Origin of the sequence: Methylophilus sp. TWE2 (assembly GCF_001183865.1) — a bacterium.
GTDB lineage: Bacteria > Pseudomonadota > Gammaproteobacteria > Burkholderiales > Methylophilaceae > Methylophilus.
This window is the reverse complement of record NZ_CP012020.1, coordinates 2,278,429-2,303,711: the sequence shown is the minus strand read 5'-3', so window position 1 is coordinate 2,303,711 and position 25,283 is coordinate 2,278,429. Positions and strand designations below refer to the sequence as shown.

Below are 25,283 nucleotides of genomic sequence, written 5' to 3'. Positions count from 1 at the left end.
CGAGAGATGTCAGAAGGCGTCAAAGAAGAGAACCAGCTCTACGACGAGATCAACATTACGCCCATGCTGGATCTGGCGTACGTATTGCTGGTGATTTTTATCATCATGACGACTGCCTCTGTGCAAGGCGTCAAAGTCGACATGCCCCATACAGTCAACTCGGCCGCGCTGGCCAAGCCACAAATGCGCGCAATTACCGTGACCAGCGATGGCAGTGTTTACCTGGATGCGTTTCCAGTGGACATGGCGCAACTGGAGCAACGGTTGGCTGAATACAAAAGCAGTAACCCCGAGCTGCCCGTGGTACTGAAAGGCGATGCCGCTGCCCATTATGAAAAGGTGTCAGAAGTGCTCGAAATCTGTAAACGGCTGGACATCACCGAAGTCGGCCTGGTGACCAAGAAAGTGGTGGAGTAAGCCATGCAGGTACAAAACGACGCACAACCTTACGACACCATCAACATTACGCCCATGCTCGACCTGGCCTATGTACTGCTGGTGATTTTTATCCTGATGACCACCGCTGGCGTGCAGGGGCTGACTATGAACTTGCCCAAGCCGTCCAACAAGCCGAGCACTGAAAAACACGATATCAAAATCGTGCAGGTGCAGCAGGGTGGCACGCTCACCATCAATGGGGTTGGCGTGAGCATGGCCGAGCTGGAAACCCAGCTCAACCAGGCCAAGGCTATGGACCCGAAATTCAACGTCATGATCAAGGGTCAGCCACAGGCGCCTTATGCAGGTGTGATTGGCGTGATTGACCTGGTCAACCGCCTGCAAATTGAAAACGTCGGCCTGGTCACCGGCAAGATCGGAACATAAGCATGGTATTGCATGAGACAGATGCAATGGCAGAAGAAACTCCTGTGTCTGCCACACGCTTATGGACAACACGCGTGTTAATTGCCTTGTTGGTATTGGCGGTACTGGCGGGGATTGGCTATGGCATAAAAAAACTGTTTTCTGGGGGCGCCCCACAAAAAAAACAAATCACAACCGTGAAACTGTTGCCGGATACGCCCCCACCTCCGCCGCCACCGCCGCCTAAAGAGCCGCCCAAGGAAACACCAAAGGAACAGCCTAAAGAGGCGCCAAAGGAGCCAGAGCCGAAACCAGTTGAGGCACCGCCCGCGGAGAACCTGAAAATGGAGGGCCCTGCCGGTGACGGTCCTAGCGCGTTCCAGGCCGGTGCGGTGAATAACGAATACAAGGGTGGGGATGTGACTACCGGCCCAAAAATCGGTGGCAAGAAAAACATGGCTGCCTTTGCCTGGTTTACAAACAAGATTGATGGCCAGATTAAAAAAGCGCTGGATGCCGAAAGTGGCTTGAACAAGGTCAAGTATCAGGTGGATGTCCGGGTATTTTTGAATGCACAGGGCGCCATTGATCATGCTGAGTTAATTGACTCCAGTGGGGATGCGGAGGTGGATGCCTTGATTCGTAAGGTACTGGCCAGAATTCCACCACTGAGTGAAACAGCACCAGAAGATATGCCAAGAAAAGTCGTGGTCAGGATGGCTTCAAAGAATATGTCTTAAGTAATGCAGGCAACGCAGTAAAGCGCTAAGTAATTTAGGGAAAACGAATGAACATTAAAGCAAAAAATTGGGTGATTCCATTGATGGTGACAGCCATATTTGGCTCACAGTCTGCAGGAGTAGTCGCGGGAGAGCGTGAGTCATTGGAGGAAGTACGTGCAACCACCATGAGCTTGATCGAATTGCTGGTACAGGAAGGTGTGCTGTCAAAAGATAAGGCCGATGCCTTGCTGAAGCAGGCGCAACAGGCGAGGGAAAAAGCGAAAGAAGAGGCTGAAGCCCTTGCAGCACAAGAAGCGCCCGCGGCAGAAAAAACGGCTGAAGGTCAGCCAAAGTCTATCCGCGTGCAATATGTGCCTGAACACGTGAAAAATGAAATGCGCGCTGAAATTGAGCAAGAGGTGATGAAAAAGCTCAATTACAAAGCGGGCGAGCGGCTGGGGATTCCTGAGTGGATAGATCGCATAGAGTGGACGGGAGAGTTACGTTTGCGTTATCAGGAGGATATGTTTAGTGATAATAATGTAACGCCTGCAGATCTGGCTTCGCGTGAGAGACAGTTTATGCAGGTAAACAATACCTCCGAAGACAGGGAGCGTCAGCGTATCCGTGCCTTGTTTGGTGCCAATCTGCATATTAACGATTGGTTGAACGGTGGTATCCGCTTTACCACCGGCTTATTGCAGACTCCGGTGACGCCCAACCAGACCGAAGGCTTTTCACAAGGAAAATTTGTGTTTGGCCTGGACCGGGCATTTCTTGAAGCAAAGCCTTACGACTGGTTAACTTTGACCGGTGGCCGCTTTGCCAATCCATTCTTTACGGGTAATCGAACCTTTGGTACAGACCTGATCTGGGATCCGGACTTGGCATTTGATGGTTTGGCGGCCAGGGCAAACCCCAAAATTAACCAGCATTGGCAACTGTTCTCCACTGTCGGCGCCTTCCCAATCGAAGAGATTGAAAGCTCAGATACCAACAAGGGCCGTGACAAGTGGCTGTATGCAGCGCAGGGTGGTGTGGAGTGGACATCTAATAACAACAGCAAGGTGAAACTTGGTGTGGCTTATTATGACTTTAAAAATGTGGAAGGCCAGCCCAGGGAGTTTGTTGGTGACACTCGCTATGATGCAACTGTACCGCTCTGGCGGCAAAAGGGAAACAGTACCTTCAGGTTAAATCCGTTTGGTAACAGTTGTGGCAGTGCGACTAATCCTTCGCTTTGTGGCCTGGCTTCTCAGTTCCAATTAGTGAATGTACTTGGTGAGGTAGATCTTGCGCTATTTGATCCTGTCCATGTGATCTTGCATGGCCAGTATGTGAAAAATATTGGTTTTGACCAACAGGAAATTTTGCGTAGAACAAATACTTTGTATGATGAAGAGAATGAGGGCTATGAGTTTGCGCTGATGGTTGGGCACCCTGCGATGAAAAAGCTGCATGACTGGCAGGTGTTTGGTGGTTACCGCCGTCTTGAAGCAGATGCAATGCTGGACGGCTTCACTGATTCCAACTTCAGGTTAGGTGGCACGGATGCCAAGGGTTACTTTATTGGCGCCCATTATGGCTTGGGTAAAAATGCCTTCTTGACTTCACGTTACATCAGTACCGATGAGATTTCCGGATTACCATTCTCAGTGGACACATTGTTGGTTGACTTCACCGGGCGGTTTTAAAGGAATTGTATGAAGACCATTTTCTCACTTCTGCTAAGTCTGAGCCTGCTTGGGTTGCATTCAACCTCGCTGATGGCTGCCGAAAAGCAGGACAAGGCCGCCAAGCGGGCAGCGATTCTGATGCAAAAGATGAAGCAGGATCTGGAGGCTGAGAAATCCGCCTTGCAAACGCAATTTGAGCAGGAGAAGAAAGGCTTGTCAGAGGCGCTTGATCAGGCTCAGTCAGCGCAACGCTCACATTCGGCCAAACTGCAAGGGCAAGTAAAACGCAACCAGCAATTACAGTCAGATAACCAGAAATTGACCCGGGAAAATGAGGCGTTGTCGGCCCAGTTAAAGCAATTGCAAACGCAATTGGCCGAGCAGGGCCAGCAGCTTGAGACCACCCAGGAAGCATTGAAAGCAGCGAAAACTGACCTGGACACCAATGACAGGCAGCGTAAAGCCCTGGTGGCAAAAGTCGGTGCGTCGCATCAGCAGCTGGTGTCATGTGAGGAAAAGAACAGTCGCTTGTACAACTATGGGCATGAGTTGATCAGTCTGTATGACGATGCGAGCGTTTATCAGAAAATCATGCGTTCAGAGCCATTCTTTCAACTCAAACGTGTCGAGCTGGAAAATCTCCTGCAGGATAAACAGGCACAGTTACTGGAAAATAAAGTTGATACAATAGCCACGCCCTGAAAACTTTCAGGGGCTGTGTTTTTATTGATCGGCTGACTTGATGACTGCACTCTTGAATTCCTGGTTCACCCGGCATGAACGTGCTCGTATTTACCCATTTGCCGGATTTATATTATTACTGGCGATAGAGCCCTGGCTGGCGGGTGTGCTGACAAGGTTGGGGATAGGCACAGAACCTACCTACTTATTGCGTAGTGTCCTGGCTTTGTGCCTGCTGCTGACCTTCTGCCGTGATTATGTCGAATTGCGTGTGGCGCCTAGTTTTAATCAGGCACTGATTGCCTTGTTGGCGGGCGGGGTTGTGTTTTTGCTATGGGTCATCCCTTATCCTGCCTGGTTGGGTGGGCATGCTGCAACTATTGCGCCGGCCATGCCTATGCAAAGTCATGCAGATATCTTCTGGTTGATTTGCCGCTGGAGCGGCTCTGCCCTGATCGTGCCGGTGATCGAAGAGCTGTTCTGGCGGTCTTATTTAATGCGCAGGCTAGACGATGCAGATTTTATGTCGGTTTCACCTGCCGTTGTGACGACTTATGCAATTGTTGTAAGTAGCGTATTATTCGCGGTGGAACATCAGCTCTGGTTAGCCGGGCTGTTGGCAGGGCTGGTATATGCCTGGTTATACCGTCAATTCCAAGTGCTCTGGGTATCAATCCTGGCTCACGTAACAACCAATGCCGTCCTAGGACTCTGGGTGGTATGTGGTGGTCACTGGCAGTACTGGTAAACAGGGTGTGATAGCATGTGATTTTCAGTGACGATGAGCATCGTTAAAGACGGGCCTGTGGCAGGGCCGTCATCAGTTGGTGACTTTCGTGGCAGGAAACACAAAATACCAAATATTGAAGGGTGATGATGAAGAAAATCGCATTAATCGTGCCAGCACTGTTGCTGGTCATGGCCGGGTGTAGTAAACACGAAGGCGCTGCCAAAGGTGGCTCACAAGTGGTTGCCAAAGTGAATGGCAGTGAAATCACTGTGCATCAGCTGAATTTTGCCTTGTCCAAAATGGGCAAGCTGGATCAATCCCAGGTCAAAGCAGCATCTGAAAAAGTATTGCAGCAAATGGTGGACATGGAGTTGCTTAAGCAAAAGTCTGTCGATGAAAAGCTGGACCGTGACCCTAATGTGTTGCAAGTCCTCGAAGCGACCAAGCAGCAAGTGCTGGCGCAAGCCTATATGCAGAAAGTGGCCTCGAAACAGGCGGCTCCCTCAGAAGATGACATCAAGAAGTTTTACGATACGCATCCCGAACTATTCAGCGAACGTAATGTGTATGTGATCCAGGAATTTGCCATCAAGGAGGGTAACGAGCATGCGAGTGAAATCGAGGCGGGGATCAATGATGCCAAAACCGGGGATGACATTGCCAATTGGCTGAAAGAGCATAACCATATGTTCAGTGTGAATGCCAGCCGTAAAGCCGCTGAGCAATTGCCGCTGGAATTGCTGAAAAAAATGAATACGCTGAAGGCCGGTGATACGCTGGTGGTGAAAAGCCCACAGGCGTTAGTGCTGCTGTTCTTGGCTAAAATTGACCGTCAGCCGGTAGATCTGGAAAAAGCCAAGCCAGTGATCCAGCAATTCCTGGTCAATTCCAATCAGCAAACCTTGATCAAGAATGAGGTGGCGGCATTGCGCAAGGAGGCGAAAGTCGAGTTTTACGGCGACTTCTCCAAAATGACCATGGATGGCAATGCCACCGTACCTGCAGCGCCAGCAGTCAAGCCGGATACCGACAAACCTGAAGCGCCTTTGGCTGCACCTGCGTCCGAATCCACGCAGCCAGCGCATAATCCAGCGATTGAGAAAGGCTTGTCTGGCCTCTAATTGGTAAAGACATTGTCAAACCCCGGCGATGCCGGGGTTTTTTATTGCATGTTTATCAGGTGCAACAGGCTTAGTGGCGATGCTTTCTGCGCCAGCTAAGCCAGCCAGCAAACAGTAACAGCACAGGCAAGCCAAACTGGAAGCTGTTAAACAGCAGGATCAGCCAGAGTTGTTGCTGAGGCAGAGCTATCACGCTATCACGTAATGGCGTGACCGGTAGGCTGATGCTGGGCTGGTTGTTGACCACCCATTGCAAGCTTTGCATGGTGAGCGCCAGGTTTCCTCCGCGCTGCAGTTGCGCATTGGTAAAGAACTGACGACTGCCCAACACCAGAACTCTTTGTAATTCACCGGAAGCCCGCTTTTTCTCCATCGCTAGCGCAATGGTGGCTGGCCCACGGATATCGGTTTCCGCATTGAAAGCGGGTATTGTCCCAGCCTGCTCGCTACGGTAAGCATGACTCACCCATCCATGTTCAGCCCCTGCCACCAGAGGAATTACACGCCAAGGGTCGCCATACTGCCGCGGACGATGGATGGCATGTGCATGGTCAAAAAATGTTCGTAAGGAAAAGTCCTGGGTTGGCCCTTGGCTGGCGTAACGCTGCGTACTGAGCGCATGCAGAGGAATATCAAACTGGCGATTCGTCGGGTCTATCACGGTGCCCTGGCTGATCTGCAGGCCCAGGGTGTCTGCGATGGTTTGCAAGCCTTGTGTTGACGCTGAATCCGTCAGCCAGACCAGGTTCCCACCCTGTGTGATATGTGTCTGGATGGCTTGCACTTGCGTTGCCGTATAGGGTTGCATGGCCCCGGCCAGGACTAATGTGGGTAGCTTGTTACCTAGGCTAAGCTCAAAAGCTTGACTCTGTCTGACTTGCAAGCCTGCATTATTCAGCGCCGTCGCCAATTGGCTGGCACCTTGCGCTGAGGTATCGTCCAGTTCAGATTCACCATGACCGCTGGCAAACAGGACCGGCGCACGTTCACCGTGTTGCAGTTGCAGTAGCAGATTGGTGAATGCTTCTTCTGTGTAAGGCAAGTACATGCGCTTTTCCTGGCCGCGGTAACGGACGATCATTTCACCCTCTTTTTGTATTTGCTGCTGGCGTGCCAGTGCCGGGGCATTCGATGGGTCTATAAACTGGAGATCTATTGCGGGATGCAGGTACTGGTAGCGGTGTATCAGTGCAGTGATAGATTTTCTGAAGTAGCGCCCCTTGTAAGGGCTGTTGCTGCAAAAGGCTGTCACCTCTATGCGGCTGGGTAATTGCTGCAACACCTGATTGCTGGCCGCAGACAGGGTGTTGCGGTGATTATGTGTGGTGTCAGCCATGAGATTGAATTGCCAGGAGAACACCCCTATGAGAATGGTTATCAGCAGTAATGCCGGGATTGCTAAGTGGTGTTGCCACCAGCCTGCCAAGACGGCCCGCCAGTGTTTTTTTGATTGGAAGTATGGGGGTTCTAAGTCAGCCATAAAGTCGGTCCGCATGTAAGCGGCGGATTGCAAGTAAAACAAAGAACAGCGCAAACAGTACAAAAAACAAGACGTCGTAGCTATTGAGTATACCCAAGGCAAACTGGCGGTAATGTTGCATCAGGGAAAAATCATGAAATAAGGCCTGGGAGTGATCACTGAAAAATTTATCCAATAACAGCCAGAAAGACAGGGCAGTGAGGCTGCAAAAGGCCGCCAGTATCGGGTTGGCGGTCAGGCAGGAAACGTAGAGACCAAGCGCACTGCTAGCGACCATCAGCAACCACAGGCCAAAAGCATGCGTGATCAGGTAGGGCAGATCGATTTCTGCCCAGGGTAACAGTAGGGCAATCATCACCACCATACTGACGATTAGCAGGCTCAAGTAGCTGACAATCCCCAGTAACTTACCCAAAATCAGCTCACTCATGCTCAGTGGGGCACTCATCAACAAGGCCATGGTCTGGTTCTTGCGCTCTTCACTAATCAACTTCATACTCACCAGCGGGACCACAAACAGCATCAGCACGGCTGCCACGCCAAACACACCTTCGGCCATAAATTGTGTGATGCCTATGCGCTGAACCTGCCAGTGTGCACTGTGCATGATTTCAAAGTACTGGTTGAAACTCAGGCTGTAATAGGTGCCGACAATGGCCTGGAAAACAGCCAGCACCAGCCAGCCCATTGGCGTGGCAAACAGGCTGCGCAGTTCTTTGCGGGCAATGACCAGAATCATGATGCTGCCTGCCTAAAGCCCTTTGATAATGCCAAAACGGACCGCAATATGTACCAGTTGGCCGGTGGTTTCCACGCCGAGTTTCTGCCGCACACTGGTCTGGATATTAGCAACGGTCTTGTAGCCGATATGCATGGCCTTGGCGATGGCCGCCAGGGCTTCGCCATGGGCAATCCGGCGGAATACCTCGAACTCTCTTGGAGAAAGTTTCTGTATCGGGTTTTCCTGGCTTTCCAGATGGTACATCGACAGGCTTTGCGCTAGTTCATTATTGATGTAACGCCCGCCCTTGAGTATTTTCTGCACGGCTTCCAAGACCACTTCTGGCGGCTCGGTTTTGGTCACATAGCCCCTTGCCCCGGTCTGGATGGCACGCGTGGCGTAAATACAGTCATCATGCATGCTGAAAATCAGCACGCGCATCTGTGGCTTGCGGTGCAGAATGCGTTTGAGTGTTTCCAGTCCGCCTATCCCCGGCATATCCAAATCCAGGATGAGCAGGTCTGGATGGTTTTTCTCTACCAGTGCGCAGGCTTCTTCGCCACTGAGCGCGTCACTGGTCACTTCATGATTGGCCTGCTCAAGCAATGTGCGCAACCCTTGCCTGAGCATGGCATGATCATCTGCAATCATTACTTTTGCCATGTGTTTCTACGTCCTATTTCTTATTGGCAAAGGTGATATTCACACATTTGTCATTGGCAAAGGTGAGCTCAGCCGTATTAAAAAATTTGTTTGGCGCGTATTGGATTTTGCCGCGGTAATACCACATTTCAACGCTGTCACTTTCACCGGCAATCGCCTGGCCTTTTTCGCGCAGGATCTGGTCGGCATTGTGTGGCTTGATAGCCGTTTCCTTTTTAACCGGTTTTCCCAGATTTTCCTCTACATATTGGCGAGATTTACCGCTGTAGGCATCCAGAAAAGGACGTTCTTCCGTCAGCAAATCTTTGGCGGAAAGGGATAGTGGCAAAAGGAAAGCAAGCAGGGCCAGCCAGTTACGGTGTTGCATAATCGTTTACTCCTGAGTTTGAAGTGGAAGTTTCCGGGGGCAGGGCATGCTGCAGCCCCGGTAAAGGAATCAGTCCGGTAATCATGGTGCCCGCCTGCAAGCCACTCATGAGCTTGAAACTGCCTTGCAGCGACTCGATACGTTCCCGCATGCCAACCAGGCCAACGCCTTCTGTGGCTTGTGTCGTATCCATGCCTTTGCCGTTGTCACGGATTTCAATTTGCAGCGTGGGCTTGTCCTGGCGCATCATCACCTTGATGTCTATCCAGACTTCACTGGCTTGCGCGTGACGTGAGATGTTGGTGAGTGCTTCCTGTACGACGCGGAACGCCACGATATTGATGTCTTCATTGAGTGCCTGTTCGCCTATATCCAGCGCAAGGTGACACTCAATCCGCGTATTCAGCTTTTTCCAGTCGTTGACCAGTCGTTCTACGGCGCCAATCAGGCCAAGCGAATCCAGCGCGGGTGGCCGCAAATGTTTGATCAGCCTGCGGATGGACTGCTGCACATGTTGCGTGTTGGAGGCAATGCGGACGGCAATCACATTGGCCTGTTCCGGTGAGCTTTTCTGCAAGGCCAGGGCATCCATGCGGATGGCGGTCAGGTATTGCCCGGTTTCATCGTGAATCTCGCTGGCAATATATTTGCGCTCTTGTTCCTGCACCTGCATGGCATGGCGCGCCAATACCCGGTTTTCTTTCAGAGTGCGCTCAAGATCTTGCTCTACCAGGCATTGCTCGGTCATATCGACCAGGTAACCATGAATCTGGGCGTCATCATGAATATCCTCAGCCGGGACGTAAATAAAGCGCGCACCGACATAGCAAGGCAATCCATCCGGCCGACGGATCTGCAGTTTATTGAAGTTGATTTCCTTGTGGTGCTGCAACTGCAGCACAAACTCCGGCCAATGAAAAGAAAACAGACGGCTGGCGTTGCGGTGGGTGCTAAGGGGACGGCAGATACGGTCAAAAGCACGATTGTGCATGCCAATATTGCCTTCAACATCCAGCACCACATTGCCGGTCAGGTCGCCATCAAACAGCGTGATATAGAGTTGCTGGCTGTTGCGTAACTGCATTTCAGTTTGTTTGCGGCGCTGAATTTCTGCATGGATCTCGCGCATGCGTCGCTGGCTGAACCACACACTCAGCAACACAAACACAAACAGGGTGAGCGGGATTTCATCCAGCTGGGCATATTCATAGGTCAGCAGCCAGGCAGTGACGCGTTCGGCCAAGTCAAATTGTGATGACAAGACAAAAGTCAGTGCCACGCCTGCGATCACGATGAGCGTGTCGCGACTGGAGCGGCTTAATTTGCCCAGCTTATGAATGTCAGTAATCACAGGGATAGACCGGTTATAAGAATGCATGATGAGGTGACCAAATACTTCCAAATTGCTTCTGCACGCGAATATGAGGGTCATGTACAGACATGCGCACTATAGACCACATTGATTGCCATTGCCCCGTGAAAAATTCCCTTTATTGACCAGTCTGTAGGAATGAATTCTTGAATCCATCATAGGGAATCTTTCATCTATTGCCTTTGTTACAAATTATTAACAATTCGGTTCGTGAAGTGCGGCATTCGGGGGGGTGTCTGCCACAACACTTAAAAAACGCATTCTTAAGAGATTAGGAGAAAGTATGAAACTGAAATCATCCCGTGCCGTTGTTGGCGCTTTGGTTGGGGGCTTGTTTGCAAGCTTTTCCGGCCTGGCCATGGCAGATGCAGACCTGGACAAGGCGGTGAACACGCCTGGTGCCTGGCCAATCGCAACTGGTGGCTATTACAGCCAGCACAGCAGCCCATTGGCGCAAATCAACAAATCCAATGTTAAAAACGTGAAAGCTGCGTGGTCATTTTCCACTGGTGTCTTGAATGGTCACGAAGGTGCACCATTGGTCATCGGCGATATGATGTACATTCACTCCGCTTTTCCAAACAATACATATGCCCTGAACCTGAACGATCCAGGCAAAATTGTTTGGCAACACAAACCCAAGCAAGACGCTTCCACCAAGGCTGTGATGTGCTGTGACGTGGTAGACCGTGGTCTGGCTTATGGTGCTGGTCAAATTGTTAAAAAACAGGCAAACGGCCATTTGCTGGCTTTGGATGCTAAAACCGGTAAGATCAATTGGGAAGTCGAAGTTTGTGATCCTAAAGTTGGTCAAACACTGACACAGGCGCCATTCGTCGCCAAAGACACTGTGTTGATGGGTTGCTCGGGTGCTGAGCTGGGTGTGCGCGGTGCGGTAAACGCGTTTGACCTGAAAACAGGTGAGCTGAAATGGCGTGCATTTGCAACCGGTTCTGACGAGTCTATCCGCCTGGCTAAAGACTTCAACAAAGACAATCCACACTACGGTCAATTCGGTCTGGGCCTGAAAACCTGGGAAGGCGATGCCTGGAAAATCGGTGGCGGTACAAACTGGGGTTGGTATGCTTACGATCCTAAATTGAACCTGTTCTACTACGGTTCAGGCAACCCTGCACCATGGAACGAAACCATGCGTCCTGGCGACAACAAGTGGACCATGACTATCTGGGGTCGTGACCTGGACACGGGTATGGCGAAATGGGGCTACCAAAAGACGCCACATGATGAGTGGGACTTTGCTGGTGTGAACCAGATGGTGCTGACTGATCAACCAGTCAACGGCAAAATGACGCCGCTGCTGAGCCACATTGACCGTAACGGTATCTTGTACACACTGAACCGTGAAAACGGCAACCTGATCGTTGCTGAAAAAGTGGACCCGGCTGTGAACGTGTTCAAAAAGGTTGATCTGAAATCAGGTACGCCAGTACGTGATCCAGAGTTCGCAACCCGTATGGACCACAAAGGTACCAATATTTGTCCATCTGCGATGGGCTTCCACAACCAGGGTGTTGATTCTTACGATCCTGAAAGCCGTACCTTGTACGCAGGCCTGAACCACATTTGTATGGACTGGGAGCCGTTCATGCTGCCATACCGTGCCGGTCAGTTCTTCGTTGGTGCGACCTTGGCGATGTACCCTGGCCCTAACGGCCCAACCAAGAAAGAAATGGGTCAGATCCGCGCATTTGACTTGACCACTGGTAAAGCTAAATGGACCAAGTGGGAGAAATTTGCAGCTTGGGGCGGTACTTTGTACACCAAAGGCGGCCTGGTTTGGTACGCAACGCTGGACGGTTACCTGAAAGCCTTGGATAACAAAGACGGTAAAGAGCTGTGGAACTTCAAGATGCCATCCGGTGGTATCGGTTCTCCAATGACTTACTCCTTCAAGGGTAAACAGTATATCGGCAGCATGTACGGTGTTGGTGGCTGGCCAGGTGTTGGTCTGGTGTTTGACCTGACAGACCCAAGTGCTGGTTTGGGTGCGGTTGGTGCGTTCAAAGAACTGCAAAACCACACACAAATGGGCGGTGGCCTGATGGTGTTCAGCCTGTAATTCAAGTCCTGAACCTGTTGATGTAGTGTGCAGGGTGGCCGTCAGTCGCAAGGCGGGCCGGTCGCCCTGTTCTCAGCCCTAGAGTGAAGAGAGCAAATATGTTTCCTGATGTAAAAAAAGTCCGTGCTGGCTGGGTAAGTACCTGCCTCACGCTGGCATTCAGCCTTTTGGCATTGCCTGCCATGGCTGCAAATGCACTCAATATCTGTGCTGGCAAGGCCGAGTTACCTTTTTCAAATGACAAGCAAGAAGGCTTTGAAAACAAGATTGCAAGCGTGATTGGCAAAGCGTTAAATATGCCAGTCAACTACTTTTGGTGGACCAATCCACTCACCCTGCAAAAAGACATGGAAGCAGGTAAGTGTGATGTGTTGATAGGCACTGACCCGAATGACCCGCGTGTGCTGACTACCAAGCCTTATTACCGGTCAGCCTATGTGTTTATTACGCGCAAAGACCGCGAAATTGATGTGACCTCCTGGGATCATCCCTACCTTAAAGAGAAGAATTTCCGTATTGGGGTGATGCCGGATAGTCCTGGCAAAAACATGTTGCTGCAAATTAATCGTTTTGACGATATGTTTGACTACTTTACTGAAATCCAGAATTTTCAGTCCACCCGCAACCGTTACATTCACGTCGAGCCTTCCCGGTTGGTGAATGATGTGGCCAATATGCATTTGCATATGGCGATGTTGTGGGCGCCAGAAGCTGCACGTTATGTGCGTGCCTCCGAAGTGCCGTTGAATATGGTGATCGTCGAAGATACCGCCAAAAAAACCAACGGTGAAAAAATCCCCATGCACTACAACGTCGTCATGGGCGTCAACAAGCAGCGCCCCGAGCTGGTGGATGCTTTGAATCGTGTCATTGATGCGCATGGCGCAGAGATCACTGCCATCCTCAAGGATGAAGGTATTCCTCTGTTAAGCCTGCATTAAGTCACCCTATTTTGTTAATCAAGTTTTGGAGTTTGAATTGAAAGAATCTCAACAATTGCAGGGTCAACATCCGCAATCACGTCGTGCAAAACAGCAGCTGGCGGTGGCTTTTGGCGTATCAGGCCTGGTGATGGCTGCTTTTTTAACGGTGGCCTGTGCGAAAGAGGATGCGTCTGCAAATGCCAAAGAGAGCGCTAAGAGTGCGCCTGTGCAGCTCGCTTTAAAAGATGGTCCCGCACTGGAGTTCCGTGGCACGCTGTCCGGCGATGTGCTGGATGTCTCGCCGATGGAGGATGAAACCTTCACCCCCGAAGCCAAGCACTTTCTTGCAACAGGCGAAAATCCATATCGCAACAATGAAGAGGCCATCAAAAAAGGCTATACGCTGTTTTCAACGGCCTGTTCTGGATGCCACGGGCATTTGGCGGAAGGCAAGTTAGGCCCGGCCCTGGCGGATGAATATTGGACCTATCCCAAAAATGAAACGGACAAAGGCATTTTTGAAACGATTTATGGTGGCGCAGCCGGCATGATGGGGCCACAACAAGGCCGCCTGCAAGTCGACGAAATTATTCAGATTATTGCCTGGATTCGTCATCAAGCAGAAGAAAACCAGAAAAACGGTGGCGCAGCCCCGCACGGTTAACAGGATTGCCGGATCGTCTCGCTGGTGGGCATTCCGGTAATTAAAACAAGACACCAGCTAATTTGTGATTAAGGAGAAAGTGATGAAACACGTATTGACATTACTGGCAGTCGCCGGTGTGTTTGCAGTGTCAAATCAGGCCCTGGCATACGACGGTCAAACTTGTAAAGAAGCCGGCAACTGCTGGGAAGCCAAACCAGGCTATCCGGAAAAAATTGCGGGTTCAAAATATGACCCGAAACATGATCCGGTAGAGCTCAACAAACAAGAGCAAGCCATCAAAGCCATGGATGAGCGTAATGCAAAACGCATTGCCAACGCAAAATCCAGCGGCAATTTCGTGTTTGACGTGAAGTAATCAAAAAAATCCCCCCAAGGAAGCTGACATCGTTTCCGGTGTCGGCTTCATCCCCAGTATGTGACATACCGGTGTCGACTGCATGCAGTCGATAGTGGCCTGTTTCATCCCGAATCATGGATTATGTATGGAAAACAACATTGAGTTGCCAGCCTGGCGCGAACGCGCGCTGGCGTTTGAACAAGCATTAAACACTGTCGTCGTTGGCATGCCAGAGCAAATTCGTGCGCTGACCATTGCCATTTTTTCGCGCGGCCATGTGTTGCTGGAAGGCGATGTGGGTGTCGGTAAGACCACCTTGCTGCGCGCTGCGGCACATTTGCTGGGCGGTGGTTATCAGCGGATTGAAGGCGCCATCGACCTGATGCCCAGTGACTTTCTCTATCATGCCTATATTGACGAGCGCGGCCAGGCCGCAGTCAAGCCAGGGCCGTTATTACAACATGATGAGGCGTTATCCGTCTTCTTTTTCAACGAGATCAACCGTGCCCGCCCACAGGCGCATGCCTTGTTTCTGCGCTTGATGGCCGAGCGCTCGGTCAACGCCTTTAACCGTGAATACCATTTTCCGCACCTGACCGTGTTCGCCGATCGAAATCGTCTGGAGCGTGAAGAAACGTTTGAAATCCCAGCTGCGGCCCGCGACCGTTTCCTGATGGAAATATCCGTCAAGGCGCCGGATGATAAAGATCTGCAGCGTGCGCTGATGTTTGACACCCGTTTTTATGATGTTGATGCGCTGGTCAGCCAGCAGCCGTCAGGATTGACCCCTTACGATCAACTCAATGCGGTGGCTGAGGCCGTTCAATCTACCGTCCGCGCTGAAATGCCATTGCAGAACTACGCGGTCGATTTGTGGCGGGTGTTGAAAGACCCGCAGGCGGCAGGCATTCAGCTGCCGGATGTCGATATGTCACGGTTGCTGGCGGGTGGTGCCAGCCCGCGCGGCATGGCGATGCTGATGCGCAGCGCACGGACACGTGCCTGGCTGGAAGGTCGCGATTATTTAACGCCAGATGATATTCGCGCCGTATGGCCATTTGTGGTGACGCATCGTGTGTTCTTCAATGGCGCGTATGCCTTGCAGCATGAGCGCCTCGCACCACTGCTGTTGCAAGCGGTGCTCGACAACGTGTCCGCACCTTAAGGTAATGATCAGGCAAAAGGTTGATCCCAATGATGGCCAATTCGTCTGCGCCTAGTGCCATGTCCGGCCCCGTTTCCCGCGTACACAGCGCGTTTGAGCCGTCACTGTTTTTTTACTCGATTCAGTGGCGTTCCAAGTCCTATCACGCCGGGGCGACTCTGACTGCCCATCATGGGAATGGCAGTGATTTTGCCGGGTTCTCTTCTTTGCTGGCATGTCCTGATCCAAAGCGTATCGATATCAGGGCGAGTGTGCGTACCGTCCCCCGTCAATGGCTGGTGAGGACCTATCTTGAACGTGCGGCGATCCGTGTCTTTGCCATTGTTGATCTCTCAAGCTCCATGTTTTTTGAGGGTGAATCGAACATGCGGCAGCAGGTGACTGAGTTTGTCTCTTCGCTTGCCTGGTCAGCGACGAGGCAGGGCGATGCATTTGGCATGCGTGCGGCAGCGGACACCTCTATCCCGGCCTGGCAGGTCATGCCTACTTTTCAACCCGGCACCGCACACATGGTTGCACAGCAAATGACCAGATACTGGCAAGAAACAGTTGCCAGGGAGGGGAAAGGCAGCGGCGCAACGGCAATGCCTGAAGCAATGGAAGCGATAGGGCCACAACGTGCGCTGGTCTTCCTGCTGTCAGATTTTTACTGGTCCGATGACTTGTTACAAAAAACACTACAAGCAGGTCAGGGTCACGATGTGATTCCGGTGGTTCTGCGTGACCGCTCCGCCACGGAAGGCTTGCCCGCCTTTGGCTGGGCAAGGTTACGTGACATGGAGACAGGTGAAGAGCGCAGCTGGATGCTCAGGCGTCGCTTGCATCAGCAGATCGTCGCCAATGCCCAACAGCAGAAACAGGCACTGAATGCAAAGCTATTAAAAGCAGGCACACGTGCCCCATTGTGGCTGAGTCCTGGCTGGCGTGCGGAAGATGTCAGCCGACATTTAATGGAGACCATGGCATGAGCGCGGACTCATACAACATGAAAATTAAAGCAGGTCTGCTGATGCTGGGTAGCTTGTTGTTCTGCCTGACTGGTCTCAATGAGACTTTTGCGGCAAACAGCGATCAGATGCAGGTGCGAGCCGAGAGCGCGACGCGTGAAGTGGATTACACGCTGGGCAGTATTGCAACACAGCATATTACCTTGCATGTGCCACCAGGATTTGAACTGGACGCCTCCAGTCTGCCAGCACCTGCGCAGAATGAGGCGATCGAGTTACGCGAGGCTCACTGGGAGATCAAGGATACCAAGCAGGAACGACTGATTCTGCTTGATATCGACTGGCAGATATTTGTTGCGGGCGATACGGTGAAAACCATGCCGCTGAAAAAACTGCATCTTGAATTCAAGCGTGGTCAGCAACGCCTGACGGTGGATGTGCCTGCAGATAAAGTCATTGTTTCCAGCCTGTTGCCAGCGCGTATTGATGCAGAACATGTCAAATTGTATCCCGATGTGCCACTGCCTGCCTGGCCGCTGTCACGCCAGCTTTGGCAGCTCGCTGGCTGGGCAGGTGCATTTGGTCTGGGCCTGGTTTACATGCTCTGGTACTTTGGTGTGATCCAGTTGCCGCAAGAAAAACGCATGCCGTTCAGGCAGGCCTGGCGGGCGATGCGTGCGCTCAAAGAGCAACAGGCGCATGCTCCCATGCAGGCGATGCAATTACTCAGCCGTGCCGTGGACCAGTTTGCGGGCTACGTGGTCACGGCAGAAAACTTGCCCAAACTATTGGCGACTCACCAGGCTATCCAGCCCTACAGCGAGGCTTTGCAAGATTTCTACCAAGACTTGCAGCACACTTTTTTTGCCGGTAAACCAGCCGCCTGTTCGCTGGGTAAACTGAAACAGCTGGCTAAAACCTTGAGTCAGGTGGAGATTTCCTGAGCATGTGGCATGAAGGCGCTCAGGCAGTACTCATGGCTGCCGGTTTTGGTGATGATTGGGGGCTGGCGAATCTCTGGCCGTTGCTCTTATTACCACTGGCAGTCTTGCCATGGATATTGCATGGGCAAATGAATTTTGCGCATCCCGCCTTGCAGGGCTTGCCCGCGGATCCCTTGTCAGTGTGGCTGGATCGCACCTGGAAAATAGCCATTAGCGCGCTGATCGTGGCGTTGAGTGTTGCCTTGGCCGGCCCCTACCTGAAGTCGCAATACGTTGAGAAAGTCGGTCGCGGTGCACATGTGATGATCGTGCTTGACCGTAGTGCCAGCATGAATGAGCCCTTTGTGAAAAGAGGCGATGCCGCTGACCGCGTCCCAAAAATGGAAGTGGCACGACAGGTACTTAAAACCCTGGTGGCACAAGGCCATGATGACCTGATGGGCATGGTGACCTTCAGTACCTCGCCTATTCTGGCTGCGCCCCTGGGCAATGACCGTGGTTTTGTACAGGCAGCACTGGATGCTACCGAGGCCGGCGGAATGGGTTTCACTGCGGTGGCGCGTGGCTTGGGCATGGCGCTTGATTATTTTGCTGACCAGCCGGTGACGGGTGCCCGGGCCATGGTGCTGGTGTCGGATGGCGGGGCACATTTGGATGGTAAAACCCAGGATATGTTGCGTGCCATGTTCATGCGCCAGCAAGCCTCGCTCTACTGGATTTATCTGCGTTCTGAAAGCGGTGTCAGCCTCAAGCAAAGCCTGGCAGAAGGTGAAAATATCGATGCTTATCCAGAATATGCCCTGCATGAGTATTTTCAAACGCTGAATGTGCCTTACCGGGTTTATGAAGCTGAAAATCCGGAAGCGGTGATGGCGGCAGTGCGCGATATTGCCACCTTGAAAAATAAACCGACCAGGTATCTTGAACCAGTGTCCAGGCAGGATTTAAGCCAGTATGCGTACTGGTTGGCCTGGCTGGCAGCGGTATTACTGATGTGTATGTTTGGACTGGAGTTGAAGCGGTGGCAGGCATGAATGAAAAGTTTGCAAGCGTGATGCGGCGCGGCGTGCTATGGGCAGGCGTGCTCATGCTGGTTTCTTTGGTGATGTTGGCCAGGCAACTGGTTGAAATCTATCAGGCACAGGTGTATCGCCATAGCCTGGTGCCGCATGTATTGATTCAAAACACCCTTCTGGGCGCCAACCAGACCCCACAGGCACTGTTCGCCAATGCTGTGTTTTATGACAACCAGCTCAAGCCTGAGCAGGCCCTGGCGCAATTTGCCGCCTTGATCAGTAAAGTGAGCGAGGCCGATCCGCTACGCAAGCAGGCCTATTTCAATTCCGGCAATATTTACATGCGCACCGCCACCCGCCTGCTCGAACAGCGTGGCCTGCCCGCCTGGGATGAAGCCGGGCCGCTGGTTGCCCTGGCCAAGGAAAGCTATCAAAAAGCCTTGCGTATAGATCCTGACTGGTCAGAAGCGAAATATAACTATCATCTGGCATTGCGCCTGTCGCCGACCACCCATGGCATGTCCGGGCCGCAACAGTATGAAGATGAGCAAATCAAGGCCGAGCAAGAGCCAAGTGGCTGGCCTGCCATGCCTGGTAATCCAAGAGGCATGCCTTGATGGGAGTCAGTGTTTCTGCCTTGAAAGATCAAAGGCGATCCTGGCTGGCTGGTTTCAGCACAGGCCATCGAGGTTACCCATTCTGGCGCAAACTCAGCCTGGTCTTGATGTTGCTCTTGTTGACGCTGGCTTTGTTCAAGCCGCATCTCATGCTGCCCAACCGCGTTTATGACTGGTATTTCGTGGTCGACATTACGCAAAGCATGAATGTGCCCGATTACCAGATGGGTGGCAAAAGTGTCAGTCGCTTGCAAGTAGCCAAGCAAAGCATACGCAAAACCTTGTCCGCCTTGCCTTGCGGCTCGCACGTGGCTTTGGGCATGTTCACCGAGCGTAACGTAGTGAATGTCGTCAAACCGGTCGAAGTCTGCAGTCATTTTGCGGCCTTGGACCAGACCGTGGCCAGTATGGATTGGCGGATGGCTTGGGCGGCAGACTCCTTTATCGCCCATGGTTTGTATAACGCGCTTGAGCAAGCGCCGCAATTAGGTAAGCAGATGCGGCTGATGTTTTTTACCGATGGACAACAAGCGCCGCCAGCCAATCCCAGATATATGCCTACTTATGCTGGCAAGCCAGGAGATGTACAGGGTTTTCTGGTGGGTATGGGCAAACCGACACCAAGCAAGATTCCCAAACTGGACGAAAAAAATGCGGTTTCCGGTTATTGGGAGCAGGAAGAAGTGCAGCGCTTCGGTAATTTTGGCATGGCAGAAACCTTATCCGTATTGGCCATGGAGCAAGGCCAGCACGACCGTAATGCCGGGCACGGTCCAGGCAATACATTACTGGAAAACGCACATTTGTCTGCGCTGGACGCCCAGAACTTGCAGCGTCTGGCCGAGACCACCGGCTTGCATTTTGTCCGCCTGGATGATGCCGCCCAAGGCAGTGGCTGGGCGACAGGGTTAGGCATGACCGCCTGGCGCTGGGCCGATACCGACCTCAGACCCTGGCTGGCCTGGCCAGCGGCGGCCGCCTGGCTGGTCTACCTGGCCTTGACCTTTGCCGGTAGCACCTGGATAGGTGTTCTGCGGCGCATCTGGCGCGGCATCGGGTACAGGCTACCGTTGCTGAAGCGGTCTGGCAGATGATCCCCATAGATTTTATCGAGAAGGAGTAAACATGAAGTGGTCTTTATTACTGGCTGGATTATTGTTGAGTGCGAATGTGTGGGCGCATGGCCCTACGCCGCAGAAAACGGATGAATCCATCCAGGTGGGTGCGTCGGCAGAGGCTGTCTGGAAGCGTATCAGCGCACCCTGTGGCCTGGCACAATGGCACCCGCAAGTGACGGCCTGTGAGACGGTGGGGGACAAGCAGCAAAAGCTCACCCTCAAAAACGGCAAGCAGTTGCTGCAGGAGATTGATGAAGTCTCGGCTGCGGATATGACGGTGGCTTACCGCTTGTCCGGGGATATTGACCTGGAAGCACTGCCAGTCAGCTCGCTCAATGGCAAAATCAAGGTGAGTGCAGATGGCAGCAATGCCAAGGTGGTATGGACCGCACGTTACTACCGCGCGTTTACCGGCAATGAGCCACCTGCAGGCCAGGACGATGAATCTGCTAAAAATGCCGTGGATGCCTTCGTTAAAGAAGGCCTGCAAGGGCTGAAAGACGGCCGTAATGCCGCCGCAGCTAGTAGGACGGATTGGCGTCAGAAAGTTTGCGTGGCCATGCGCCCGATCTTTAAAAGTATAGGCATGTCAGTCTGCGCCTAAGGGCTTCGCAATGCGAGTGCGTTTTTTACTGTTGCTTTTACTTGTGGCCGCGCAATCCTGTTTTGCAGTCGAGGCAGAACCAGCGCTGGTCAGGTTGATAGAAACAGATGACTCACTTTGCCTGGCACATGGCGGAAAAATGGTGTCATTGCAACTGACCGAATCCGCCATGGCTATGCAGGAGGAGCCCGTCGAAGTGTGGGTGGATCGCTGGTTCATGCAGGTGCAAACCGCGGATCACACCAAGCATCTGCTCACTGCCGAAACCCCGGAGAAAGAGCTCGGTTGCTCGCAGAGTATTGCTGGTCCCCAGCACTGGACATTAAGTACCATTAAGCGCCTGCCGCTGGCAGGGGCTCCCTATCGCAAGGAGTAGTTCATGCAGGACATCACTCTCACTAGACTGCCGGTCGCCATTGAAAGCCAGCAGCAGTTCAACCAGCAAGTAGCCACCGAAAACTTTGTGGTCTTGCTATTCACCGCGACATGGTGTGAACCATGTCAGGTGTTTTATCCTGTGTTTGCCGCGGCTGCGGAACAGTATCCGGACATCCGCTTTGTCACTGTGGATATTGATGTTGCCACGGACTTGATAGCCAACTTTCAGGTGAAACAAGTGCCTGCATTGATGGTGGTGCGTGACCGGGTAGTCATTGATATGGTCACAGGGGCCATGCACGCAGATGAATTGCAACACCATATCCAGATGTGGCAGGCCATGGATATGACGGCCATTAACGCTCATTTCGAGCATCCTTCTGCCGCTGCCTGAAGCGTGCAATCTCATCAAGACGCGGAATCCCGCCAGTAGCGTGAAAAATTCCTAACTGCTTGCGGGAGAGCGTCTCAATCCGCTTTTCAGAGAAATCCTTATAGTGTGTCCCATGGTTGCAATGAGAGCACCAGCCGTGACCATCGTATTCAAATGATGAAAACATTATGGAGTTTGTTTGCTTTTGGCCTGGCGCTTGGTGCTCAGGCGGCAGATTATGCCTATGTCACCAACCAGGGCGATCACACGGTTTCGGTGGTTGATCTGCAACGGAAGCAAGTGGTGAAACGTATTCAGGTAGGCAAAGCACCAGTGGGTGTGGCAGTCGATCAGCGCCATCAAAAAGTGTATGTGAGCAATGTAGAAGGGCGCTCGCTATCGGTCATAGATATGCAGCGCCAGCAAGTGACGCAGACGTTTGCTTTACCAATTGCGCCCGTGGGCTTGGCTGTGAACAAAGAGGGTGATCGCTTGTATGTGGCTGACTGGTATCACGACACCCTGATGGTGATAGCCGCACAAGACGGACAGGTGATTGCGCAAGTGCAGGTAGGGCAGGCGCCGGGCGGTTTGCAGCTAAGCCAGGATGGAACCATTTTGTATGTGGCCAATCGCGATAGCAATGATGTCAGCGTGATTGATACCGCGTCTAATCAGGAGCGGCAGCGCATCAAGGTCGGACAGCATCCGTTCGGGTTGAGTGTAAGCCCGGATGGCCGCTGGCTATTTGTAGTGAATGTGTATTCAAATTCGGTCAGCCTGGTGGATACGCGCACTGACAAGGTGGAGACCACGCTGCCGGTGGGAGACCATCCCTATTGTGCGACGACGGATGCGCTTGGCAAGCGCTTGTATGTGACCAATACCGGCGAAGACAGCGTCAGTGTGATTGACCTCGCCAGCAGCAAAGCCATCGCCAGGGTTCGGGTGCCAGGCAGCCCAGAAGGCATTGCTTATGATGCGGTGCATCAGCAGATACTGGTAGCGAGCTGGATGGATAACGTATTGGCAGTAATTGATGGCGAGCGCCTGATCTTGAAACCTGCTATCAAGGTGGGCTCGCAACCGCGTGCATTTGGCCAGTTTGTCGGGCATACCGAGTGAGGATGTTGGTTGAGTATGCTCGTTGTGCAAATAAAGGGAATTTTTCCCGGATAAATCGGGAAGCATGCCGCTATTGGCAGTACGCCTGAACACTTATGATGCAATCATCATTTAAATATTATATTTAATTGATTTTGCATAAAGTATATCTCCATGTTCGGGCCAGTTGTTGCAGCAACTGGCCGATTTTTTTTAAGGATGCTGTATGCAAAAACACCTGTCACATCTATTGCTTGCTGGCGCGCTGGCCAGCTTCTGTTCAAACGTTTTTTCCCAACCCCTTGCGTATGTGCCCAACGAAAAAGATGGCACGGTTTCAGTGATTGATACCAGCACTGACGAAGTCATCAATACGCTGCCTAAAAAAGGCAAGTTCGGCAAAAAAGTACAAGCCGCCGCCATCCACCCCAGCAACCAAAAACTCTACGTCGTTGTGCGCGATAAAAACGCCGTCTCGGTGGTAGACACCCAGCTCGGCAAACAAACTGCCCTGATCAAAGTTGGCGATGAACCAGAAGGCATCGATATTTCACCCGATGGCAAGTTGCTGGCCGCCTGCCTGGAAGAAGAAAACGCGGTCTCGCTGGTAGACCTGCAAACCAACAAGCTCAAACACACCATTAAAACCCAGGGCAAAAACCCCGAGCATTGCGTATTTTCACCCGACCAGCAATGGCTGCTCGCCAGCAATGAAGAGAGCAATAATGTCGATGTGATTAACCTCAATACGCTCAAATCAGAACACCTGATCGCATCCACCAAACACCCGCGCGGCGTTGGTTTTAGCCCCGATGGCAAATGGGCCTATGTCGCCAACGAAGCTGCTAACCTGCTAGAGATTGTCTCCACCGCCGACTGGAAAGTGCAAGCCAATATCAAGGTCGGCCTGCGCTCCAATGGCGTCAAGGTCAACGCCGATGGCAGCCGTATTTATGTCAGCAATGGCGGCGATCACAACCTCAGCGTGATCGATACCGCCACCCGCGAAGTCATCGCCACTATCCCCGTCGGCCAACGCCCTTGGAATATGGCACTGACGCCGGATGGCAAAAAGCTCTATGTCGCCAATGGACGTAGTAATAATGTCTCGGTGATTGATACTCAAACCAATGCCAAGCTGAAGGATATTGCGGTGGGGAATCTGCCTTGGGGGGTGGTGATTCATTAACCTTGATAGGTGATTGTTGCTTCTCAGTGCCCATTAACATTCTGTAGGGTGGGCAACTAGTTGCCCACGCGTCAATGCTCGTTATGCGTCACCAAACGCTCCTCCCTCCACAAAATCTACCAGGCTTTCGATAAAGAAATGTATCAAAAAGCTTGTCCTTTATCACGGTATCTAACAGGCTAACTTTTAGTTAGTCAGGTGGCAGTAGCTAAGATACTCATGACTGCTTTGTGTTCATGTCTCGGCGAGTGGCTTGGGCTGGTCATGAATGGGTTGAGGCTTTTACTTCGAGACACTGAAGGGGAGAGCAAGCATTAGCGTTTGTTGTGTGACCTTGTCTGTGACGTTCGCTATCAATTTATAAGTTCCAGGTGAATCGTCTTTGCCAAAACCTAAGGTTATGCTTGCATCTCCGAGCACGATGATTCGACGCTTTGGAGCAGCCTTTAACCATACTGGTCCGTTGCCTGCGAGAGTTGTCGTGCCATCTGGATTTTGTACGGAGAAATCAGCTGTGACATTGCATGTATTTGCTGGACCTGGCGCGCAACCGCTGAATACAATGACTCCTGCGATGGACTGGCCAAGCTTGATATGGTTGGTTGTCTGGAGTTTGGGAGTGCCGGTGGTTGCATTCCATACCTTGCGGAATTCTTGGTCGCTGCTAGTGAGAATAAGCTGAGCGCCAAAGTCTCCCGCTGAGCGCATCGAAGGCGTTTCGGGGATAGGCTTTCCGGAGCTGTCAACCCATCCACTGAAAGCCGAAATTGGCAGCATGAGCGCAATTAATGACATGGCAACTTTCATCTGCTGATCCTCTCCTCAAATTTGCTGACTACACATGGAAAGCATGCGGGGCCTAACGCCCGCGTAATAGGCGCGAGCTTGCCAGTCTGTAGGGTGGGCAACTCGTTGCCCACGCGTAAAATCGTTATGCGTCACCAAACGCTCCTTCCATAAATTCTAGCCCAACACCCCAATGCTCATCATAAACACCCGCTTTAACATATCGGTGAAATGTTGAATAAGGCCAATCTTTCACATTGTTCACTAAGCCATGTTTAAGCGGGTTGAAATGCAAATAATCCATATGCTTTGCATAATCGTTATCATCGCGAATTTGATGCTCCCAATAACGGCGTTGCCAAATGGTCGATTCACGATGTTTGGTTTTGGATGCTGACATCCATTCAGCATGGTTTAAACGCGAACCGCAAGCACGGCTCACATGACGTTTGATAAGTTGCCAACGAAGCGCAAAGTTTACATCATTGGGTGGTAGCGTCCATATGGAATGAGTATGGTCAGGCAATAACACCCATGCGTCGATTGTAAAAGGATAGTCAGTACGAACTTTTTGAATGGCATGTTTTAACGCATCACGTACATCATCATCACAAAGAAATCTTTGCCTGCGGTAAGTCACAACTGTGAAAAAGTAAGTAGTTCCAGCAGTATTAGCGCGACGATAACGTGACATGGTG

At 51.9% G+C, this 25,283-nt stretch carries 29 protein-coding genes; 22 read left to right on the top strand and 7 right to left on the bottom strand.

Going from position 1 to position 25,283, the window contains the following annotated elements; translation table 11 throughout:
• The first annotated feature begins 6 nt into the window (after positions 1–6).
• From ACJ67_RS10870 to ACJ67_RS10840, 7 genes are all read left to right on the top strand, one after another.
• Positions 7–417, top strand: a complete 411-nt coding sequence (locus ACJ67_RS10870; protein ID WP_019883051.1) for a biopolymer transporter ExbD — start codon at positions 7–9, stop codon at positions 415–417.
• Positions 418–420: 3 nt separating this feature from the next.
• A complete protein-coding gene (locus ACJ67_RS10865) occupies positions 421–825 on the top strand; it encodes a biopolymer transporter ExbD (RefSeq protein ID WP_049639086.1) in 405 nt (134 codons plus the stop codon).
• A 2-nt stretch (positions 826–827) separates the two neighbouring features.
• Positions 828–1,544, top strand: coding sequence for a TonB C-terminal domain-containing protein (locus ACJ67_RS10860; protein ID WP_049639085.1), 717 nt, complete (start codon positions 828–830; stop codon positions 1,542–1,544).
• Between the two features lie 47 nt (positions 1,545–1,591).
• Positions 1,592–3,220, top strand: a complete 1,629-nt coding sequence (locus tag ACJ67_RS10855; RefSeq protein ID WP_049639084.1) for a putative porin — start codon at positions 1,592–1,594, stop codon at positions 3,218–3,220.
• Positions 3,221–3,229: 9 nt separating this feature from the next.
• On the top strand, positions 3,230–3,904 hold the full coding sequence (locus ACJ67_RS10850) for a hypothetical protein (protein ID WP_049639083.1): 675 nt from the start codon (positions 3,230–3,232) through the stop codon (positions 3,902–3,904).
• A 40-nt stretch (positions 3,905–3,944) separates the two neighbouring features.
• Complete coding sequence (locus ACJ67_RS10845) at positions 3,945–4,631, top strand: CAAX prenyl protease-related protein (protein ID WP_049639082.1); 687 nt, start codon at positions 3,945–3,947, stop codon at positions 4,629–4,631.
• 125 nt (positions 4,632–4,756) lie between these two features.
• On the top strand, positions 4,757–5,734 hold the full coding sequence (locus ACJ67_RS10840) for an EpsD family peptidyl-prolyl cis-trans isomerase (protein ID WP_231587158.1): 978 nt from the start codon (positions 4,757–4,759) through the stop codon (positions 5,732–5,734).
• A gap of 70 nt (positions 5,735–5,804) precedes the next feature.
• On the opposite strand, the gene ACJ67_RS10835 is transcribed toward ACJ67_RS10840, so the two are convergent.
• From ACJ67_RS10835 to ACJ67_RS10815, 5 genes are read right to left on the bottom strand one after another with little or no spacing between them, the layout of a single operon-like run.
• Positions 5,805–7,214 carry a DUF4350 domain-containing protein gene (locus ACJ67_RS10835; protein WP_231587157.1) on the bottom strand — a complete coding sequence of 470 codons (1,410 nt, stop codon included), beginning with the start codon at positions 7,212–7,214 and terminating at the stop codon, positions 5,805–5,807.
• Positions 7,207–7,953, bottom strand: coding sequence for an ABC transporter permease (locus ACJ67_RS10830; protein WP_049639080.1), 747 nt, complete (start codon positions 7,951–7,953; stop codon positions 7,207–7,209). Before ACJ67_RS10830 ends, ACJ67_RS10835 begins: the two co-directional genes overlap by 8 nt.
• A 12-nt stretch (positions 7,954–7,965) precedes the next feature.
• Positions 7,966–8,598: a response regulator transcription factor gene (locus ACJ67_RS10825; RefSeq protein WP_018986316.1), complete on the bottom strand. Its 633-nt coding sequence runs from the start codon at positions 8,596–8,598 to the stop codon at positions 7,966–7,968.
• 13 nt (positions 8,599–8,611) lie between these two features.
• Entirely contained in the window at positions 8,612–8,965 is a 354-nt protein-coding gene (locus ACJ67_RS10820) for a hypothetical protein (RefSeq protein ID WP_049639079.1), read from the bottom strand.
• Positions 8,952–10,343, bottom strand: coding sequence for a histidine kinase (locus ACJ67_RS10815; RefSeq protein WP_231587156.1), 1,392 nt, complete (start codon positions 10,341–10,343; stop codon positions 8,952–8,954). The genes ACJ67_RS10820 and ACJ67_RS10815 overlap by 14 nt, the downstream gene beginning before the upstream one ends.
• A gap of 277 nt (positions 10,344–10,620) precedes the next feature.
• Between ACJ67_RS10815 and ACJ67_RS10810 the strand changes: the two genes are divergently transcribed.
• The 15 genes from ACJ67_RS10810 (at position 10,621) to ACJ67_RS10740 (ending at position 23,799) form a co-directional block, all read left to right on the top strand.
• A complete protein-coding gene (locus ACJ67_RS10810; protein ID WP_049639078.1) occupies positions 10,621–12,417 on the top strand; it encodes a methanol/ethanol family PQQ-dependent dehydrogenase in 1,797 nt (598 codons plus the stop codon).
• A gap of 98 nt (positions 12,418–12,515) precedes the next feature.
• Positions 12,516–13,358, top strand: coding sequence for a methanol oxidation system protein MoxJ (gene moxJ, locus ACJ67_RS10805; protein WP_049639077.1), 843 nt, complete (start codon positions 12,516–12,518; stop codon positions 13,356–13,358).
• Between the two features lie 37 nt (positions 13,359–13,395).
• A complete protein-coding gene (gene moxG / locus ACJ67_RS10800; protein ID WP_197080605.1) occupies positions 13,396–14,004 on the top strand; it encodes a cytochrome c(L), periplasmic in 609 nt (202 codons plus the stop codon).
• A gap of 82 nt (positions 14,005–14,086) precedes the next feature.
• Positions 14,087–14,362: a methanol dehydrogenase [cytochrome c] subunit gene (locus ACJ67_RS10795; protein ID WP_018986322.1), complete on the top strand. Its 276-nt coding sequence runs from the start codon at positions 14,087–14,089 to the stop codon at positions 14,360–14,362.
• Between the two features lie 127 nt (positions 14,363–14,489).
• The gene (locus ACJ67_RS10790; RefSeq protein ID WP_049639076.1) at positions 14,490–15,509 is read left to right on the top strand and encodes a MoxR family ATPase; all 1,020 of its coding nucleotides are present in this window, start codon (positions 14,490–14,492) and stop codon (positions 15,507–15,509) included.
• Positions 15,510–15,538: 29 nt separating this feature from the next.
• A complete protein-coding gene (locus tag ACJ67_RS10785; protein ID WP_231587155.1) occupies positions 15,539–16,477 on the top strand; it encodes a DUF58 domain-containing protein in 939 nt (312 codons plus the stop codon).
• A complete protein-coding gene (locus ACJ67_RS10780) occupies positions 16,474–17,400 on the top strand; it encodes a hypothetical protein (protein ID WP_049639075.1) in 927 nt (308 codons plus the stop codon). Before ACJ67_RS10785 ends, ACJ67_RS10780 begins: the two co-directional genes overlap by 4 nt.
• Positions 17,401–17,402: 2 nt before the next feature.
• Positions 17,403–18,434, top strand: coding sequence for a VWA domain-containing protein (locus ACJ67_RS10775; RefSeq protein ID WP_049639074.1), 1,032 nt, complete (start codon positions 17,403–17,405; stop codon positions 18,432–18,434).
• Complete coding sequence (locus ACJ67_RS10770) at positions 18,431–19,033, top strand: hypothetical protein (protein WP_049639073.1); 603 nt, start codon at positions 18,431–18,433, stop codon at positions 19,031–19,033. The genes ACJ67_RS10775 and ACJ67_RS10770 overlap by 4 nt, the downstream gene beginning before the upstream one ends.
• Positions 19,033–20,127, top strand: coding sequence for a vWA domain-containing protein (locus ACJ67_RS10765; RefSeq protein WP_049639072.1), 1,095 nt, complete (start codon positions 19,033–19,035; stop codon positions 20,125–20,127). The genes ACJ67_RS10770 and ACJ67_RS10765 overlap by 1 nt, the downstream gene beginning before the upstream one ends.
• Before the next feature lie 31 nt (positions 20,128–20,158).
• On the top strand, positions 20,159–20,755 hold the full coding sequence (locus tag ACJ67_RS10760; protein ID WP_049639071.1) for an SRPBCC family protein: 597 nt from the start codon (positions 20,159–20,161) through the stop codon (positions 20,753–20,755).
• A gap of 10 nt (positions 20,756–20,765) precedes the next feature.
• Complete coding sequence (locus ACJ67_RS10755; RefSeq protein WP_049639070.1) at positions 20,766–21,131, top strand: hypothetical protein; 366 nt, start codon at positions 20,766–20,768, stop codon at positions 21,129–21,131.
• 3 nt (positions 21,132–21,134) lie between these two features.
• A complete protein-coding gene (locus tag ACJ67_RS10750) occupies positions 21,135–21,527 on the top strand; it encodes a thioredoxin family protein (RefSeq protein ID WP_156171676.1) in 393 nt (130 codons plus the stop codon).
• A 153-nt stretch (positions 21,528–21,680) separates the two neighbouring features.
• Positions 21,681–22,631, top strand: coding sequence for a beta-propeller fold lactonase family protein (locus ACJ67_RS10745; protein WP_156171675.1), 951 nt, complete (start codon positions 21,681–21,683; stop codon positions 22,629–22,631).
• A 205-nt stretch (positions 22,632–22,836) separates the two neighbouring features.
• Positions 22,837–23,799 (top strand): beta-propeller fold lactonase family protein, encoded by a 963-nt coding sequence (locus ACJ67_RS10740; protein WP_049639069.1) that lies wholly within the window; start codon positions 22,837–22,839, stop codon positions 23,797–23,799.
• Between the two features lie 282 nt (positions 23,800–24,081).
• Here the strand turns inward: ACJ67_RS10740 and ACJ67_RS10735 are convergent, their stop codons facing one another.
• Entirely contained in the window at positions 24,082–24,606 is a 525-nt protein-coding gene (locus tag ACJ67_RS10735) for a hypothetical protein (protein WP_049639068.1), read from the bottom strand.
• Positions 24,607–24,730: 124 nt separating this feature from the next.
• Entirely contained in the window at positions 24,731–25,279 is a 549-nt protein-coding gene (locus ACJ67_RS10730) for a transposase (RefSeq protein WP_082164009.1), read from the bottom strand.
• Positions 25,280–25,283 lie beyond the last annotated feature (4 nt).

Coding starts and splice junctions, on each gene's coding strand:
- ACJ67_RS10870 (WP_019883051.1), top strand. CDS start 7: ATGTCAGAAGGCGTCAAAGAAGAGAACCAGCTCTACGACGAGATCAAC.
- ACJ67_RS10865 (WP_049639086.1), top strand. CDS start 421: ATGCAGGTACAAAACGACGCACAACCTTACGACACCATCAACATTACG.
- ACJ67_RS10860 (WP_049639085.1), top strand. CDS start 828: ATGGTATTGCATGAGACAGATGCAATGGCAGAAGAAACTCCTGTGTCT.
- ACJ67_RS10855 (WP_049639084.1), top strand. CDS start 1,592: ATGAACATTAAAGCAAAAAATTGGGTGATTCCATTGATGGTGACAGCC.
- ACJ67_RS10850 (WP_049639083.1), top strand. CDS start 3,230: ATGAAGACCATTTTCTCACTTCTGCTAAGTCTGAGCCTGCTTGGGTTG.
- ACJ67_RS10845 (WP_049639082.1), top strand. CDS start 3,945: ATGACTGCACTCTTGAATTCCTGGTTCACCCGGCATGAACGTGCTCGT.
- ACJ67_RS10840 (WP_231587158.1), top strand. CDS start 4,757: ATGATGAAGAAAATCGCATTAATCGTGCCAGCACTGTTGCTGGTCATG.
- ACJ67_RS10835 (WP_231587157.1), bottom strand. CDS start 7,214: ATGGCTGACTTAGAACCCCCATACTTCCAATCAAAAAAACACTGGCGG.
- ACJ67_RS10830 (WP_049639080.1), bottom strand. CDS start 7,953: ATGATTCTGGTCATTGCCCGCAAAGAACTGCGCAGCCTGTTTGCCACG.
- ACJ67_RS10825 (WP_018986316.1), bottom strand. CDS start 8,598: ATGGCAAAAGTAATGATTGCAGATGATCATGCCATGCTCAGGCAAGGG.
- ACJ67_RS10820 (WP_049639079.1), bottom strand. CDS start 8,965: ATGCAACACCGTAACTGGCTGGCCCTGCTTGCTTTCCTTTTGCCACTA.
- ACJ67_RS10815 (WP_231587156.1), bottom strand. CDS start 10,343: ATGCATTCTTATAACCGGTCTATCCCTGTGATTACTGACATTCATAAG.
- ACJ67_RS10810 (WP_049639078.1), top strand. CDS start 10,621: ATGAAACTGAAATCATCCCGTGCCGTTGTTGGCGCTTTGGTTGGGGGC.
- moxJ (WP_049639077.1), top strand. CDS start 12,516: ATGTTTCCTGATGTAAAAAAAGTCCGTGCTGGCTGGGTAAGTACCTGC.
- ACJ67_RS10795 (WP_018986322.1), top strand. CDS start 14,087: ATGAAACACGTATTGACATTACTGGCAGTCGCCGGTGTGTTTGCAGTG.
- ACJ67_RS10790 (WP_049639076.1), top strand. CDS start 14,490: ATGGAAAACAACATTGAGTTGCCAGCCTGGCGCGAACGCGCGCTGGCG.
- ACJ67_RS10785 (WP_231587155.1), top strand. CDS start 15,539: ATGATGGCCAATTCGTCTGCGCCTAGTGCCATGTCCGGCCCCGTTTCC.
- ACJ67_RS10780 (WP_049639075.1), top strand. CDS start 16,474: ATGAGCGCGGACTCATACAACATGAAAATTAAAGCAGGTCTGCTGATG.
- ACJ67_RS10775 (WP_049639074.1), top strand. CDS start 17,403: ATGTGGCATGAAGGCGCTCAGGCAGTACTCATGGCTGCCGGTTTTGGT.
- ACJ67_RS10770 (WP_049639073.1), top strand. CDS start 18,431: ATGAATGAAAAGTTTGCAAGCGTGATGCGGCGCGGCGTGCTATGGGCA.
- ACJ67_RS10765 (WP_049639072.1), top strand. CDS start 19,033: ATGGGAGTCAGTGTTTCTGCCTTGAAAGATCAAAGGCGATCCTGGCTG.
- ACJ67_RS10760 (WP_049639071.1), top strand. CDS start 20,159: ATGAAGTGGTCTTTATTACTGGCTGGATTATTGTTGAGTGCGAATGTG.
- ACJ67_RS10755 (WP_049639070.1), top strand. CDS start 20,766: ATGCGAGTGCGTTTTTTACTGTTGCTTTTACTTGTGGCCGCGCAATCC.
- ACJ67_RS10750 (WP_156171676.1), top strand. CDS start 21,135: ATGCAGGACATCACTCTCACTAGACTGCCGGTCGCCATTGAAAGCCAG.
- ACJ67_RS10745 (WP_156171675.1), top strand. CDS start 21,681: ATGATGAAAACATTATGGAGTTTGTTTGCTTTTGGCCTGGCGCTTGGT.
- ACJ67_RS10740 (WP_049639069.1), top strand. CDS start 22,837: ATGCAAAAACACCTGTCACATCTATTGCTTGCTGGCGCGCTGGCCAGC.
- ACJ67_RS10735 (WP_049639068.1), bottom strand. CDS start 24,606: ATGAAAGTTGCCATGTCATTAATTGCGCTCATGCTGCCAATTTCGGCT.
- ACJ67_RS10730 (WP_082164009.1), bottom strand. CDS start 25,279: ATGTCACGTTATCGTCGCGCTAATACTGCTGGAACTACTTACTTTTTC.